The 14,628-nt window shown below is 63.0% G+C and carries 20 protein-coding genes; 15 read left to right on the top strand and 5 right to left on the bottom strand.

Annotated elements, in window-relative coordinates; translation table 11 throughout:
* Positions 1-83 precede the first annotated feature (83 nt).
* Positions 84-266 (bottom strand): YdcH family protein, encoded by a 183-nt coding sequence (locus AC1D0N_RS18155; protein WP_477246239.1) that lies wholly within the window; start codon positions 264-266, stop codon positions 84-86.
* Positions 267-504: 238 nt separating this feature from the next.
* Here AC1D0N_RS18155 and AC1D0N_RS18150 point away from each other — a divergent pair, with 238 nt between their 5' ends.
* Positions 505-708 (top strand): YdcH family protein, encoded by a 204-nt coding sequence (locus tag AC1D0N_RS18150; RefSeq protein ID WP_477246237.1) that lies wholly within the window; start codon positions 505-507, stop codon positions 706-708.
* A gap of 34 nt (positions 709-742) precedes the next feature.
* On the opposite strand, the gene AC1D0N_RS18145 is transcribed toward AC1D0N_RS18150, so the two are convergent.
* Positions 743-1,546 carry an IclR family transcriptional regulator gene (locus AC1D0N_RS18145; protein WP_477246235.1) on the bottom strand — a complete coding sequence of 268 codons (804 nt, stop codon included), beginning with the start codon at positions 1,544-1,546 and terminating at the stop codon, positions 743-745.
* Between the two features lie 124 nt (positions 1,547-1,670).
* Between AC1D0N_RS18145 and AC1D0N_RS18140 the strand changes: the two genes are divergently transcribed.
* The 9 genes from AC1D0N_RS18140 to AC1D0N_RS18100 all read left to right on the top strand — a co-directional run bounded on the left by AC1D0N_RS18140 (position 1,671) and on the right by AC1D0N_RS18100 (position 8,602).
* Positions 1,671-2,552: a transporter substrate-binding domain-containing protein gene (locus AC1D0N_RS18140; protein ID WP_477246234.1), complete on the top strand. Its 882-nt coding sequence runs from the start codon at positions 1,671-1,673 to the stop codon at positions 2,550-2,552.
* A gap of 86 nt (positions 2,553-2,638) precedes the next feature.
* A complete protein-coding gene (locus AC1D0N_RS18135; protein ID WP_477246232.1) occupies positions 2,639-3,304 on the top strand; it encodes an amino acid ABC transporter permease in 666 nt (221 codons plus the stop codon).
* Between the two features lies 1 nt (position 3,305).
* On the top strand, positions 3,306-3,956 hold the full coding sequence (locus tag AC1D0N_RS18130; RefSeq protein WP_477246230.1) for an amino acid ABC transporter permease: 651 nt from the start codon (positions 3,306-3,308) through the stop codon (positions 3,954-3,956).
* A 4-nt stretch (positions 3,957-3,960) separates the two neighbouring features.
* On the top strand, positions 3,961-4,755 hold the full coding sequence (locus AC1D0N_RS18125; RefSeq protein WP_477246228.1) for an amino acid ABC transporter ATP-binding protein: 795 nt from the start codon (positions 3,961-3,963) through the stop codon (positions 4,753-4,755).
* Positions 4,756-4,790: 35 nt separating this feature from the next.
* A complete protein-coding gene (locus tag AC1D0N_RS18120; RefSeq protein ID WP_477246226.1) occupies positions 4,791-5,252 on the top strand; it encodes a RidA family protein in 462 nt (153 codons plus the stop codon).
* A 24-nt stretch (positions 5,253-5,276) separates the two neighbouring features.
* The gene (locus AC1D0N_RS18115) at positions 5,277-6,482 is read left to right on the top strand and encodes an aminotransferase class V-fold PLP-dependent enzyme (RefSeq protein ID WP_477246225.1); all 1,206 of its coding nucleotides are present in this window, start codon (positions 5,277-5,279) and stop codon (positions 6,480-6,482) included.
* 99 nt (positions 6,483-6,581) lie between these two features.
* Entirely contained in the window at positions 6,582-6,935 is a 354-nt protein-coding gene (locus tag AC1D0N_RS18110; protein WP_477246223.1) for a cupin domain-containing protein, read from the top strand.
* A 96-nt stretch (positions 6,936-7,031) separates the two neighbouring features.
* Positions 7,032-7,529 carry a 5-(carboxyamino)imidazole ribonucleotide mutase gene (purE, locus tag AC1D0N_RS18105; RefSeq protein ID WP_477246221.1) on the top strand — a complete coding sequence of 166 codons (498 nt, stop codon included), beginning with the start codon at positions 7,032-7,034 and terminating at the stop codon, positions 7,527-7,529.
* Positions 7,526-8,602, top strand: a complete 1,077-nt coding sequence (locus AC1D0N_RS18100; protein WP_477246219.1) for a 5-(carboxyamino)imidazole ribonucleotide synthase — start codon at positions 7,526-7,528, stop codon at positions 8,600-8,602. The genes purE and AC1D0N_RS18100 overlap by 4 nt, the downstream gene beginning before the upstream one ends.
* A 6-nt stretch (positions 8,603-8,608) precedes the next feature.
* Here AC1D0N_RS18100 and AC1D0N_RS18095 read toward each other — a convergent pair whose 3' ends face one another.
* On the bottom strand, positions 8,609-9,058 hold the full coding sequence (locus tag AC1D0N_RS18095) for a lysozyme inhibitor LprI family protein (RefSeq protein WP_477246217.1): 450 nt from the start codon (positions 9,056-9,058) through the stop codon (positions 8,609-8,611).
* Positions 9,059-9,263: 205 nt separating this feature from the next.
* Between AC1D0N_RS18095 and ykgO the strand changes: the two genes are divergently transcribed.
* The 3 genes from ykgO to AC1D0N_RS18080 all read left to right on the top strand — a co-directional run bounded on the left by ykgO (position 9,264) and on the right by AC1D0N_RS18080 (position 11,261).
* Positions 9,264-9,389 (top strand): type B 50S ribosomal protein L36, encoded by a 126-nt coding sequence (ykgO, locus tag AC1D0N_RS18090; protein WP_006327841.1) that lies wholly within the window; start codon positions 9,264-9,266, stop codon positions 9,387-9,389.
* A gap of 113 nt (positions 9,390-9,502) precedes the next feature.
* Positions 9,503-10,084, top strand: a complete 582-nt coding sequence (locus AC1D0N_RS18085; RefSeq protein WP_477246215.1) for a tetratricopeptide repeat protein — start codon at positions 9,503-9,505, stop codon at positions 10,082-10,084.
* 109 nt (positions 10,085-10,193) lie between these two features.
* Positions 10,194-11,261 (top strand): alpha/beta fold hydrolase, encoded by a 1,068-nt coding sequence (locus AC1D0N_RS18080; protein WP_477246214.1) that lies wholly within the window; start codon positions 10,194-10,196, stop codon positions 11,259-11,261.
* Here the strand turns inward: AC1D0N_RS18080 and pyk are convergent.
* Together pyk and AC1D0N_RS18070 are read right to left on the bottom strand one after the other, a co-directional pair.
* On the bottom strand, positions 11,258-12,694 hold the full coding sequence (gene pyk / locus AC1D0N_RS18075) for a pyruvate kinase (RefSeq protein ID WP_477246212.1): 1,437 nt from the start codon (positions 12,692-12,694) through the stop codon (positions 11,258-11,260). The two genes, AC1D0N_RS18080 and pyk, sit on opposite strands and share 4 nt — an antisense overlap.
* Positions 12,691-13,137: a DUF1036 domain-containing protein gene (locus AC1D0N_RS18070; protein ID WP_477246617.1), complete on the bottom strand. Its 447-nt coding sequence runs from the start codon at positions 13,135-13,137 to the stop codon at positions 12,691-12,693. The genes pyk and AC1D0N_RS18070 overlap by 4 nt, the downstream gene beginning before the upstream one ends.
* A 288-nt stretch (positions 13,138-13,425) precedes the next feature.
* Between AC1D0N_RS18070 and AC1D0N_RS18065 the strand changes: the two genes are divergently transcribed.
* On the top strand, positions 13,426-14,235 hold the full coding sequence (locus tag AC1D0N_RS18065) for an N-formylglutamate amidohydrolase (RefSeq protein WP_477246210.1): 810 nt from the start codon (positions 13,426-13,428) through the stop codon (positions 14,233-14,235).
* The gene (locus tag AC1D0N_RS18060; protein ID WP_477246208.1) at positions 14,235-14,543 is read left to right on the top strand and encodes a DUF1244 domain-containing protein; all 309 of its coding nucleotides are present in this window, start codon (positions 14,235-14,237) and stop codon (positions 14,541-14,543) included. Before AC1D0N_RS18065 ends, AC1D0N_RS18060 begins: the two co-directional genes overlap by 1 nt.
* The last annotated feature ends 85 nt before the right edge of the window (positions 14,544-14,628 follow it).

Raw genomic sequence — 14,628 nt, 5'->3', positions numbered from 1 at the left:
CCAAACACAGCCGCTTCCGGCGACAGCACCTGCCGCCGGCAAGACAATTCACCGCGTGAAGCGGCTATCTCAGCTGTGGAGCGTCAATGTGTCGTCGGCTTCGTCGCTTTCAGTTTTTCAATCTCGTCCTTGAGTGCCAGCTTGCGCCGCTTGAGATTCACGATTTCGAGGTCGTCGACCGATGGATGGTTCATTGCATCATCGATTTCGCGTTCGATGTCGCCGTGTTTCCGCTGCAACTCATCAAGATGGGAAGCAAGAGACATGATTGGTTCTCCCTTTCATGGTTTCCTCGATTGCAGCCGCCAAGGCGTCCACCGCAGGCTCGCTTCTGTGACGGCACGGTGACAGTCTGCCACCATCCGGCATTGATGTCGAATGCTGCGTGGTAGCATTCCACGACAATGTGAAATGTGATATGGGCTGCGCGCCGGCTTGCAAAAAGACGCCGGTCCCGCCCAATCAGGCCCATTTTGGGCGCCGCAGACGTGCAGACGGTAGATAATGTCCGACCAGGAACAGGCTGATGTCCGCCTCGAATATTCTCGGCTGAAGCAAGAACACGCCGATTTCGATGCGGCCATCAATGCGATGATCGCCATGGGCTGTGATCCCCTTCAGATCCAGCGCATGAAGAAGAAGAAGCTGTTCCTGAAGGACCGGCTGATGGCGCTGGAAGACAAGATCATCCCAGACATCATCGCCTGAACGGCGTTTGCCGGGCTGCGCCCGAACAAGGGGGCTATCCGGCGATCGAAAGCTTCCTTGCGCGTTCACGCAACAGGGTGATGAGCTCGCCGGTTTTCTCCTTTGAGGTGTCGATCGGGACCACCAGGCACATCGTCGCCTCGACCTTGCCTGACACCGAAAGCACCGGCGCGGCCAGGCATTTGGTGTAGGCATCGACGAGTCCTGACGTGACGCAATAGCCTGTGGTCTCGGCGACGGCGATATCGGCGATGAAATCGTCCAGCTTCAATTTGCGACCGTCAGGCAGCACGAGATCGTCCTCCGACACCATGCTTTCAATGACGGCTCGTTCGAAACCTGCCAGCAGCAGCCGCCCCGAAGCGGTCCAGGGCAGCGGTATCTGCAGGCCTGTCGCCGAGCTGATGCGGAACGGCCTGGTGCCCGGGCTTGAATGGACGATCGTGTAACGGCCGCTTTGCAGCATGCACAGTTCAGAGGTCTCGCCGGTCTCGCGCGACAGATTGTCGACCTCCTGGCGCCCTCGCCTGAGCAGGTCGTTGCCCCTCACATAATCCATTCCGTAGAGATAAAGCTTCTTGCCGAAATAGACGCGATTACCGTCGCCGGCCAATTCCAGCAGGCCGGCATCGACCAGCGAGCGCACCAGCGTATAGGTCGTCGAGCGCGGCGCGTTCACGCCCTTGGCGAGGTCGCCGATACCGATGGCGCGCTGGGTCGTGTGCAGGAACTGCAGAATCTGCAGCACCCGGGTGAGGCCCTTCTCGCGGGAGCCTGAAACCCTGTCTTCGTCCTGACCGATATCCGAAACGGCTGCCAAGCCATTGCCATCTTGCATTGTCGATTCCTCGTGTTAGTATCTGTCTTGTATAGGATACATGTGTCTTTTGTAAGAGACAAATCGCGAAATCAACAGACGCATGTGTCTGAAAAAGGGGAATACACACGAAAAGGAGGTCGCAGTGAACGACACATCCAAGAGACGTGATTTTCTGAAACTGGGAATGGCCGGGCTGGCAACGGCCGGTGTGATGAGCGCGGCAACCGCGGTCGATGTCAAGAAAGCGGCTGCCCAGGCAGCACCCGACAGCCTCCTGCGCACCGTTCTCGATCGCGGCAAGGTGATCGTCGGCACCGGCAGCACCAACGCACCCTGGCATTTTGAGAACGATGCCGGCGAACTCGTCGGCATGGACATCACCATGGGGCACATTCTCGCCAAGGGGCTTTTTGACGACCCGACCAAGGTCGAGTTCGTCATGCAGGACCCGGCGCAGCGGATTCCGAATGTCACCACCAACAAGGTCGACATCACCATCCAGTTCATGACCATGACCGCCCAACGCTCGCAGTTGATCAATTTTTCCCGGCCCTACTATGTCGAGGGCGTCGCGCTGCTGACGCTTCCGACCGCCGAGAACAAGACATTCGACAAGCTGCTCGCCGGCGGTTCGGCGACACGGATTTCCATCCTGCAGAACGTCGATGCCGAGCAGAATGTCCATCTCGTCCTGCCACAGTCGCAGGTGATGCAGATCGACACACAGGCCAACGTGCTGCAGGCACTGGAATCGAAGCGCGTCGACGCTGCCGCCGTCGATCTCTCGACGGTCCGCTGGCTCGCCTCGCGCAATCCCGACAAGTACTTCGACGCCGGCAAGAGCTGGTTCTCGATGCTCTATGGAGCCGCACTCCGGCAGGGCGATCTCGACTGGCTGACCTTCGTCAACACGACCTTCGCGACCGCAATGTTCGGTCATGAAACGGCGCTCTACGACGCGGCATTCAAGGACTATTTCGGGCTGGAGCCGCCGGCGCGGCATCCCGGTTTTCCGGTCATCTGACAAAAAGCCGGCGGAGGGGCGAGCAAACGCCCTTCCGCCTCCTTCTCCTCGACAGCGTGAGCCATGCTGGGTATTGAGGCAGACGCATGGGCTATGCCCTCAACTTCAATTTAATCTGGCGGCATTTCGACAAGCTCTGGGGCGGCCTGCTGCTCAGTCTCGAGCTCGCCGTCATCTCGATCGCCATCGGCATCGTCATCGGGCTCGTATTGGCGGTCTGGTACGTTTCGGCCGGGCGCATCGTACGGTCGATCATCGCCGCCTATGTCGAATTCATCCGCAACGTGCCGCTGATCCTGCTGGTCTATCTGGTCTTCTATGGCCTGCCGACGGTCATCGATCTCGCCTACAACGCCCAGACCTCGTTCGTCGCCACGCTGTCGCTCTACAGCGGCGCCTATCTGGTCGAGGTGTTCCGCTCAGGACTCGAAGCCGTGCCGCGCGGACAGCTCGACGCCGGCAAGGCGATCGGCCTGACGCCCTGGCAAAGGCTGCTGCATGTGCGTCTGCCGACGATGCTGCGCATAACCTTGCCGGCGCTTTCCAACACCTTCATATCGCTGTTCAAGGACACGTCGATCGCGTCGGTCATTTCGGTGCCCGAACTCACCTACGGCGCGCAATGGATCAACTTCAACACCTTCCGCATCGTCGAGGTCTACCTGGTCACAACGGCGATGTACCTGTTGACCGGCTACGCGCTGCTTTTTGCGCTGCGCCTCGTCGAGCGCCGGTTCAGGGCGGCACGCTGACATGCTCACCCAGATCCTCTACGCTCTGCCGTTCCTCGCCCAGGGCTTCGCCCTGACCTTGTGGGTGTCGCTGCTGGTCGTCGTCTTTTCACTTGGGGCCGGCGTGGCGATGGGCGTCGGCCTTGTCTACGGTCCAGCACCCTTACGCTGGGCGGTGCGTATCTTCAGCGACACCATCCGCGGCATTCCGATCCTGGTGCTGATCTTCTTCGTCTATTACGGCCTGCCTGCAGTCGGCATCCATCTGGAGTCCTTCTGGGCTGCCGTGCTGGCGCTCACCCTGTTCAAGACGGCGCAAGTCATCGAATATCTCCGAGGCGCGGTCGGCTCCATCCCGAAGGGGCAATCCGAAGCGGCGATGGCGATCGGGCTGACCTTTCGCCAACGTCTCACCTACGTCATCTTTCCGCAGGCCTTCAGGCGCTTCCTGCCGCCCTGGATCAATGGCGTCACCGATGCGGTCAAGGGCAGCGCCCTAGTCTCGCTGCTCGGCATCACCGACCTGATGCAGGCGATCAACCAGGTCATCGGCCGCACCTATGAGGCTATGCCGCTCTATATCCTCGGCGCGCTTATCTATTTCGCCGTCAATTACGCGCTCTCGCTCGCCAGCCGGCGGCTGGAGCGGCGTTTCTCCTTCATTCGGGAATAGCATGATGTCCGACGCCACAAACGCCAGCCCCGCGCTGCTTGAAGTCCGCGATGTCTCCAAGGCCTTCGGCACCGTCGCCGTGCTGCGCTCCGTAAGCCTGCAGGTCACGCGCGGCGAAGTGGTAACCGTCATCGGCCCCTCCGGCAGCGGCAAGACCACGCTGCTGCGCTGCGTCAACTTCCTCGAAAGCTATGACAGCGGCTCGATCCGCATCGACGGCAAGGAAGTCGGCTATCGCGAGACGGGAACACGCCAGCGCCGCAGCGAGCGCGACCTGGCCGCGATGCGCGCCGAGACCGGCATGGTGTTCCAGGGCTTCAACCTGTTTCCGCATCTGACGGCTGCCGGCAACATCATGCTTGGCCTGCGCAAGGTGCGGGGAAAAAGCGAAGCCGAGGCGCGTTCCATTGCCGAACATTGGCTCGGCCGGGTCGGCCTCGCCCACAAGGCCGACAGCCTGCCGGCCGAGCTTTCCGGCGGCCAGCAGCAGCGCGTCGGCATTGCCCGCGCCGTGGCGATGGAGCCAAAAATCCTGCTGCTCGATGAGATCACTTCGGCGCTCGATCCCGAACTCGTCGGCGAGGTGCTCGAAGTCGTGCGCAGCCTGGCCGAGGACGGCATGACGATGCTGATGGTCACGCACGAAATGGCCTTTGCCCGCGACGCCTCGAGCCGCATCGTCTTCATGGCCGATGGCGGCGTCAGCGCCGTAGGCCCGCCTGCCGAAATCCTGGCCGAGGGGTTCGAGAACGAACGTCTTCGCAGCTTCCTGGCGCGGTTCCGCGCCTCGCATTTTTGACATCGGCAGCGCAAGCTGTTGCAAGGAGCCCTTTTATGACGCCTTACATCCGGCTCGCCGAACTGGGCCTGACGCTGCCCGAGCCGCCGACACCGATCGCCAATTTCGTCACCCATGCCGAGAGCGGACGGCTGATCTTCCTTTCCGGCCAGGGGCCGTTGCGCGCCGACGGCACGCTTTGCACCGGCAAGGTCGGCGACGACGTCACGGTGGAAGAAGCCTATGGCCATGCCCGTCTCACCGGCTTGAACCTGCTCGCCGTCATGCACGCCGCGGCCGGCGATCTCGGCCGCATTGTGCGCATCGTCAAGCTGCTTGGCTTCGTCAATGCCGTCCCGACGTTCAGCGACCACCCTAAGGTGGTCAATGGCTGCTCCGATCTTTTCGCCGCTGTTTTCGATACTATCGGTGGCCACGCCCGCTCGGCGATCGGCGTCGGCTCGCTGCCGGGCAACATCACAGTCGAAATCGAGGCGGTCGTCGAGATCGCCGCCTGACTTTTTGGAAATGGATCTGCCGAGATGAAAACCTATTCCGCTAACGGCTCCAACACCACGATCCGCGAACGGCTCGGCCTGCGACCGATCATCAACGTCTCCGGCACGATGACGACGCTCGGCGCCTCGATCATCGTCCCGGAAGCGATCAGCGCGATGGCGGAAATCGCCTCGCAATGGGTGGAGATGGACGACCTGCAACGTGCCGCAAGCACGGTCATTGCCCGCCTCACCGGCGGCGAGGCCGGCTTCATCACCGCATGCTGTGCCAGCGGCATCACCATGGCCATCGCCGGGGCAATGACCGGCACCAATTTGCTGGCGATCGAACGGTTGCCCGACGATACCGAAGGGCTGAAGTCCGAAGTCGTCATCCAGCTTGGCCATATCGTCAATTACGGCGCGCCCATCGACCAGTCAGTACGGGTGGCCGGCGCCAAGGTGATACCTGCCGGCACGGTCAGCGTGACGCAGGATTATCACGTGCGCGAGGCGATCAACGAGCGCACGGCGGCGGCACTCTACGTCGTTGCCCACCACACGGTGCAGTATGGCATGCTGTCGCTCGAGGAATTCTGCGAGATCTGCCACGCCAAGGGCGTGCCGGTGATCGTAGACGCCGCCTCGGAATACGATTTGCGCAGATTCCTCGCGCGCGGCGCCGATATCGTCGTCTACAGCGGCCACAAATTCCTCTCAGGACCGACCAGCGGCATCGTCACCGGGCGCAAGGATCTGGTGCGCACAGCCTATCTGCAGAACCGAGGCGTGGCCCGCGCCATGAAGGTCGGCAAGGAAAGCATTGCCGGCACCATGGCGGCTCTGGAAGCCTGGGAAAAGCGCGACCATGCCGGCATCCGCCAGCGCGAGGACGCAGCGCTGCGTCTTTGGAAAGACGCACTGCAAGGGCTGCCCGGCATCGCCGCGATCATCATTCCCGATCCGACAGCCAACCCGCTCGACCGGCTGCAGATCTTTGTCTCACCCGAGAGCCGCTTCAGCGCCGCCGGCCTTGCCTCGGCGCTTGCCGCGGGCTCGCCGCCGATCATCGTCCGCAACCACGAGGTCGAGCGCGGCCACTTCTTCCTCGACCCCTGCAATCTGCACCCCGGCGAGGCGGAGATCGTCGCCGAAAGGCTGCGCGCGGTGTTGAGCGCAGCTGACCGTCCCAAGGACGCCATGAAGTCCCCCCGCAAGGAGTCTTCCGGCGCCTTGCGCTGGCCGGACTAAACTGGCCGGCTGGACCGGTTGGACATCGCATCCGCGTTGCCCGCGCCGGGCGCATCGGCTATTGACCGGGCAGCCAATGCCGGCACACGGAGCCCGATCATGACAGACAAGACCATCCTCAAATTCGGCGCCGTCGACAACGCCGAGGCCGGCGATCTTGCGGGCTGGGTCGTGGTCGAGGGCAAGCCGACCATGAAAACCGCCGTCCAGCACACCACCGCCGACGGCAAGGTTATCTCAGGAACCTGGCAGGCGACGCCGGGCACCTGGCACGCGACCTACAGCGACTATGAGTTCGTGCACATGATCGCCGGCCGCATCATCATCACGCCCGATGGCGGCACGCCCGTCGAAGTCGGCCCTGGCGACGCTTTCGTGGTCGAAGCCGATTTCAAGGGCACGTGGAAGATCATCGAGCCGGTGACCAAGCACTTCGTCGTCAGGGTCGACTGATCCCCGCAAACCCTTTGTCTCGACCGGCAGGTGCTTGTTCCTTGCGGCTTTGCGCGAATTCCGCTAATGCGCGCCTTTGCCGCCGGGAGCAAAAGCTTGAACGATCACCGCGCCGACGTCGCCATCATCATGGGCAGCCAGTCTGATTGGGCGACGATGCGCCATGCCGCCGAAACGCTGGAGGCGCTGGGCATCCCGCACAGCCGGCTGATCATCTCGGCCCACCGCACCCCCGACCGGCTGTATGACTTTGCCAAGGGCGCCAAGGCGGCCGGCTACAAGGTGATCATTGCCGGTGCCGGCGGTGCTGCCCATCTGCCGGGCATGACGGCGGCGATGACGCCGTTGCCGGTGTTCGGCGTTCCAGTGGAATCGAAGGCGCTGTCGGGAAAGGACTCGCTGCTCTCCATCGTCCAGATGCCGGCCGGCATTCCGGTCGGCACGCTGGCCATCGGCAAGGCCGGTGCTGCCAACGCCGCCCTGTTGGCCGCGGCCGTGCTGGCGCTCTACGATGACAAGCTCGCTGCTCGGCTCGATGCCTGGCGTGCCACGCAGACCGCCAAGGTCGCCGCCGAACCGACGGACGCGCCGTGAGCCTGCCGGCGGGATCGACCATCGGTATCATCGGCGGCGGTCAGCTCGGCCGCATGCTGGCCATGGCAGCGGCCCGCCTCGGCTACCGCACGGTGGTGCTGGAGCCGCAAGCGGATTGTCCGGCTTCACAGGTCGCCAACCGGCAGATCACAGCCGCCTATGACGATGCAACCGCTCTTGCGGACCTGGCAGCAGTCAGCGCCGTCGTCACCTACGAATTTGAAAACGTTCCGGTCGCGGCCGCCAGCGCACTTGCCGCAACGGTTCCGGTTTACCCGCCGGCGCGCGCGCTGGAGGTGGCACAAGACCGTGTCGCCGAGAAGAAATTCCTCAACGGCATCGGCATCCAGACCGCGGATTTCTGCCCCGTCGACAATGACGACGAACTGACAGCGGCGCTGAAAAAGTTCGACGGCAGCGGCATCCTGAAGACGCGGCGCATGGGCTATGACGGCAAGGGCCAGCGCGTCTTCCGCAACATGGAAGCGGGCGGCTTTGCCGGCACCTGCGAGGCGATGGGCGGCGTGCCGCTGATCCTCGAGGCCTTCGTCGCCTTCGAGCGCGAGATTTCAGTGATCGCAGCGCGTGGGCTGGACGGCGCTGTCGCCGCCTACGATCCGGCCGAAAATGTCCACCGCCACGGCATCCTGCACAGCTCGACCTTGCCGGCCGGGATAAAGCGCGAGACAGCTGCGGCAGCGCAGGCCGCGGCTGCAAAGATACTCGCGGCGCTCGACTATGTCGGCGTCATCGGCGTCGAGTTTTTCGTTCTCGCCGACGGCTCGCTGCTGGCCAATGAAATTGCGCCGCGCGTCCACAATTCCGGCCATTGGACGGAAGCCGCCTGCGTCGTCTCGCAGTTCGAGCAGCATATCCGCGCCGTCGCCGGCCTGCCGCTCGGCAACCCCGGCCGGCATTCGGACTGCGTCATGGAAAACCTGATCGGCGACGATATCTTGCGCGTTCCCGCCCTGCTCGCCGAGCCCGATCTGATGCTGCATCTCTACGGCAAGGCCGAGGCGCGCCCCGGCCGCAAGATGGGCCACTTCACCCGGATCAGCCGCCGCGGCTAAACCATCTTATTGGATGTCGCCCTCGTCCTCGTCGGGGCTGGCGCAGCTCGCATCGCTGTCGTCGCAGTTCGTAGCAGCGGTAAGCTGATTGATGCGGTCGTTGGTCAAGCGTGTCAGGCATGCCGAAACCTCCATCGGATGGATGGAGCCGTCTTCACTGCCCGCGGTGGCATATTGGCACTCCGCGTCGCGAAAGACGATCCAGGCGCGTTGCGCGGTCTGCAGCAGTTTCCCGGTGTTGGCGTCACTTGCGCCGATGAGATTCTGGTAGGTCTCGTTGAGCTTCGCGTCGGCCGCGCTGAAGTCTTCGCTGGCACAGATGGTCATCATCTGCTGGCTGTCGTCGCTGCGGTCGCAATCTTCCGCACGCGCGGCCGACGCCAGGACGACAAGACAGGCGGTCAGAAAAATTCGGCGCATGATGGTCCCCAAATCACTTCGCGGCTTCGGCATCATTCCAGCCGGGCCCGGACGGCGCAATGCCTCAAGGCGCCGATGGTAGATATTTGATGGTGCGATGCATTCGCGTCGTCTATGAGCACGCTTGCGGTTGACACGGACAAGGCTCCTCGTTTATGAGCCACGCACAAGTTCAAGGCGCGCTTTCCGAGCGCGCCTTAATAATTCGGCCCGGGATGGGCCCAGACCGACGGGCAAGACCATGAAGATCAAGAATTCGCTCAAGGCGCTGAAGGCGCGTCACCGCGACAACCAGCTGGTTCGCCGCAAGGGCCGCGTCTACATCATCAACAAGACCGCTCCGCGCTACAAGGCGCGCCAGGGCTGAGTTTTCGGCCGGAGGCTCTCTGCCTCCGCCCGCATGATGTTTATTGCCGGCTTGCCGGCCTTTTCACGCTAATTTCAGTTTGACGATCCGCCGTCCGGGGTTAGATTCCGGCGATGCGGATTCTTTTTGCATTTCTAACCGCCCTTTTCCTCTCCAGCGCCGTCTTGCCCGCTTGGGCGGACGACCCGGTCGGCCCTCCGGTTGCCGAGACCAAGGCAGCCAGGCTCGACCAGCTGTTCGCCGACCTGAAGCGCGAACGCAACGAAAAGGCCGCCGAGCGCATTGCCGGGCACATCTGGAGCGAATGGTTCCAATCCGGCAGCGCTTCGATTGACCTGATGATGCTGTGGTCGCAAAAGGCGATCGAGAACCAGAAATTCGACGTCGCGCTCGATTTCCTCGACCAGGTTGTGACCTTGCAGCCGACCTATGCCGAGGGCTGGAACCGGCGCGCCACCGTGCACTACATGATGAAGAATTTTGGAAAGTCGATGTCCGACATCGACCACACACTGCAGTTGGAGCCACGCCATTTCGGCGCGCTTTCGGGGCTGGCGCAGATCATGGCGGCGACCGGCCACAAGCAATCGGCGCTCGAAGCCTGGCAGAAGGTGCTGGGCATCTATCCGATGATGCGCAGCGCCCAGGATCAGGTCGCGACGCTTTCGGAGGAGCTTGCCGGCGAAGGAATTTAATATAGGCAGTAGGGAATAGGGCGTGGGCAGTAGGATAAGCGGCTGATCACATCCTACTGCCTACTGCCCACCCCACAAACTTATCCCTCTCCACCCCCGTATATCCCCCATGAACCTGATCTACGCCGCGCTCGCCTTCCTGATGGCGCTTGTCCTTACCCTTGTCGGGGTTACCCGCGCCGGCGCGTGGCTGATCGAACGTCGCAATCCGCCAGGCGGCGAATTCGTCGACATCGATGGCGCCCGCATCCACTATGTTCATGTTCCGGCGCCGGAAAATGCCGAACTGCCGCCGATCATCTTCATCCACGGCGCCAGCGCCAATCTAAAAGACCAGATGCTGCCGCTGCGGCCCTTGCTTGAAGGCCGTGCCGAGATGGTTTTCTTCGACCGCCCAGGTCACGGCTGGTCGGGGCGCGGCCCGGGCAGCAACGAGAACCCGTCGGCGCAGGCCAACACCATCGCGGCATTGATGGACCGTCTCGGCATCAGACAAGCCATTATCGTCGGCCATTCCTTTGGCGGCGCCGTGACAACAGCCTTTGGCCGCGAACACCAGGACAGGACGCTTGGCCTCGTCTTCATCTCGCCCGTCAGCCATCCCTGGCCGGGCGGCGCGACCTCCTGGTATTACAGTCTGACCACCCTTCCGGTCGTCGGCTGGCTGTTTTCCGAAACGCTGACCTATCCGGCGGGAACATTGCAGATGGACGACGCCACCACCTGCGTCTTTTCCCCCAACAAGGTGCCGGACGACTATGTCGATAGGGCTTCGATCCCGCTGGTGCTCAGGCCCAAAGCCTTCCGCTCCAACGCCACCGATGTCGCCGGGCTTTACCGCTATGCGCTCGACGCCTCGCCGCACTACCGCGAGATCAAGGCACCGACCGTGGTTATCTCAGGGGATCGCGACAAGGTGGTCTATGCCACGATCCATTCGGTCGGTCTGGTTCGTGATATCCCCGGCGCCGAACTGGTCTGGGTCCACAATCTCGGTCACAAGCCCGACTGGATCGCGCCCGATCTGGTCGTCGGCGCGATCGAAAAGGTGGCCGGCAAGGCCATCGACCTGCAGGCGATGGCCAAGACCGTGGAAGCACGGATCGCCGGCGATGCCTATGGCGCCGGCAAATGCGCCGACCTCAAAGTGCCTGAGGCCGAACTCGCGCCGACCTAGTGGCCGGCGTGCGAGTCCGAGCCGATATAGGCGATGCGCAGCATGTTGGTCGAACCGGGCGTGCGCAACGGCACACCGGCCGTGATGATGACTCGGTCGCCGGGCTTGCCGAACCCTTCCTCGAGAGCGATGCGGCAGGCGCGGTCGACCATGTCGTCGAGGTCGCTGGCATCGGGCGAGACCACGCAATGCGTGCCCCACAAAAGCGACAGCCGTCGCGCCGTGTTGAGGATCGGCGACAGCGCCACGATCGGCACCTGCGGCCGCTCACGCGCGGCGCGCAGGCCGGTGGTGCCTGACGCCGTATAGGTGATGATCGCCGACAGTTTCAGCGTCTCGGCGATTTCGCGGGCGGCAAGCGAGATGGCGTCGGCGCCGGTCGCTTCCGGCTCCGAGCGCTGCGCGTTGATGATGCCGGCATAGGTGGGATCGGTTTCAACCTTGGTGGCGATGCGGTCCATCATCGCCACCGCTTCGACCGGATAGGCGCCGGCGGCGGATTCAGCCGAGAGCATGACGGCGTCGGCACCTTCGAACACGGCGATCGATACGTCGGAGACTTCGGCGCGGGTCGGCACGGGTGCTGTGATCATCGATTCCAGCATCTGCGTGGCGACAACCACCGGCTTGCCGGCGCGCCGCGCCGCACGCGTGATCTGCTTCTGGATGCCGGGCACGGCTTCGAGCGGCATCTCGACGCCGAGATCGCCGCGCGCGACCATCAGCGCGTCCGAGAGTTCGATGATCTCGGCCAGCCGGGCCACCGCTTGCGGCTTTTCGATCTTGGCCATGATCAGCGCCCGGCCGCGCGCGATCTTGCGCGCCTCGGCCAGATCCTCTGGCCGCTGCACGAACGACAGCGCCACCCAGTCGACACCGGTCGCCAGCACCGCATCAAGGTCCTTGCGGTCCTTGTCGGTCAGCGCCCCGACCGGCAGATCGGTGTCGGGCAGGCTGACGCCCTTCTTGTCGGAAATGGTGGTGCCGGCAATGACGGTGCAGACGATGGCCTTGCCGTCGCTCTTTACCGCCTTCAATTCGAGCTTGCCGTCATCGATCAACAGGCGATGGCCGGCCTCGACCGAGCTCAGGATTTCGGGATGCGGCAGATAGACCCTTGTCGACGTGCCGGGTTCCGGATTGTTGTCGAGCGTGAAGGTCTGGCCGACGGTCAGCACCTCCTTGCCGTTGGCGAACTTGCCGACGCGCAATTTGGGTCCCTGCAGGTCGGCGAGGATGCCGATCGGACGGCCGACCGCTTCCTCGACCGTGCGGATGCGGCCGACAAGCGTGCGCATCAGATCGTGATCGGTGTGGCTCATATTGATGCGGAACACATCGGCGCCGGCTTCGAAAAGCTTCTTCAGCATCTCCTCGGACGAGGAGGCCGGACCGATGGTGGCGAGGATCTTGACCTTGCGGCTACGTCTCATTGACTGTTTGTTCCCGGGGCGGCTGGGGCGCCTCCCGTTGCGGGCTCATCGGTCAGCTGGACCATCCAGCTTGCCTGTTCACCCGTGTCATATTCTTGGAATCCGGCGCGCTGGAAGCCCCGGGCGACGCAATCGGTTACGCCGGCGATCTTGAACTCTTTTTCGGCCACGCACATGTTGATCGGACCGTCCCAGCGCCCGCCACGCTCGGCGTCTTCTGCATAAAGATAGTAAAACCTTGATGACAGCGGACCTTCGATCAGCGTCTTGCAGCTCGATCCCTCGATGTGCCACCAGCCCTCGGTAATCCAGCCGGCCTTGGCGCGGTAGCCGATGCCGACGCCGACAAGGTTCTGCGTGGCGTTGCAGACGCGGAAGTCGGCGCGGGCGGGCGAGGCCGAAACCATCGCCGACAAGCCAACCGTGAGGACCAGGATCGGCATGGCAAAGGCGGTGCGCATGCGCGGCCTGCCGGCGGAACCCATCCTGAAACCCCTCAACAACCACATGTGCATCTCTCAACGCCCCTTTTCGGAAAAGTCCGGGCGCATGTCAACGCGCCGTTCTGTCCAATTCCAATCGATTTAGAAACGCCCCCGGCGCGCGGTCTGCCGCCTTTTGTCGGATTTTCGCAGAAACCGTGGCCAAACAACGGCATTGCGCCAGCGTCCTCTTCGTGGAATGACGATACCACCCTCCCCGGAAGCCAGCGAACAGACCATTTCCAGCCAATGACCCGATCCACAGTTTTCGCGCCTTTCGATATCGTCGAAGGCGACCGCAAGCGCGGCATCGTGCTGCTGGCCGACCACGCCCGGCGCGACCTGCCCGAGGAGTATGGCAGCCTCGGCCTGCCCGCAGCCGAATTCGAGCGCCACATCGCCTACGACATCGGCGTTGAGGCGGTGACGCGTGAACTGGCGGCACTGCTCGGCGTGCCGGCGCTGATCGCCAATTTTTCCCGACTGCTGATCGACCCCAATCGCGGCGAGGACGACCCGACGCTGATTCGGCAGCTCTATGACGGCACCGTCGTGCCGGGAAACTATCCCATCGCTGCCGAGGAGCGGGAACGGCGGCTGGACCGCTTCTACCGGCCCTACCATGACGCGGTCGGCGCCATGATCGCCTCCGTCGCGCAGGCTTCCGCGCAGGCGCCTTTCATCTTTTCGGTGCATTCCTTCACGCCGGTGATGCAGGGCGTCGAACGCCCCTGGCACGTCGGCATATTGTGGGACCTCGACGACCGCGTGGCGCGGCCGCTGATCGACATGCTGGCCGAGGACAAAACCCTCATCGTCGGCGACAACGAACCTTATGACGGCGCTCTGCGTGGCGACACCATGTTCAAGCATGCCATCGTCAACGGGTTTGCCCATGTGCTGATCGAGATCCGCCAGGACCTGATATCAGATCAGAAGGGCGCGCTCGCCTGGGCCGAACGGCTGGCGCCGATCGTTGACGCGATCGATCGTCGTCCCGATATACACCAGGTGAAAATCTTCGGCTCGCGCACCGGGCCGCTGTTAGGAGGTTTATGATGACCGAACTCAGCGACGAGCAGCAACGCGATTTCGAAGCCGCCGCCTTCCGCCGGCTGCTGGCGCATCTGCGCGAGCGCTCAGACGTGCAGAACATCGATTTGATGAACCTCGCCGGCTTCTGCCGCAATTGCCTGTCCAACTGGTATCGCGATGCCGCGACCGCCGAGGGCGTCGATCTCAGCAAGGATCAATCGCGGGAAATCGTCTACGGCATGCCCTATGCCGAATGGCAGGCGCTCAACCAGCTTGACGCCTCCGACGCCAAGAAGGCCGAATTCGAGGCAAGGCGGCCCAAGGATCACTGACCCCAGCTTGGCCTAAGCGCTTTCGGCAACGAATGCTTGACTGAAGATTGAATCGATCTAATTTGCCGCGCAAAGCCAATTCCGC

This window comes from Mesorhizobium sp. P2_E10, from assembly GCF_056404235.1.
This window is presented reverse-complemented; position numbering and strand designations above follow the sequence as displayed.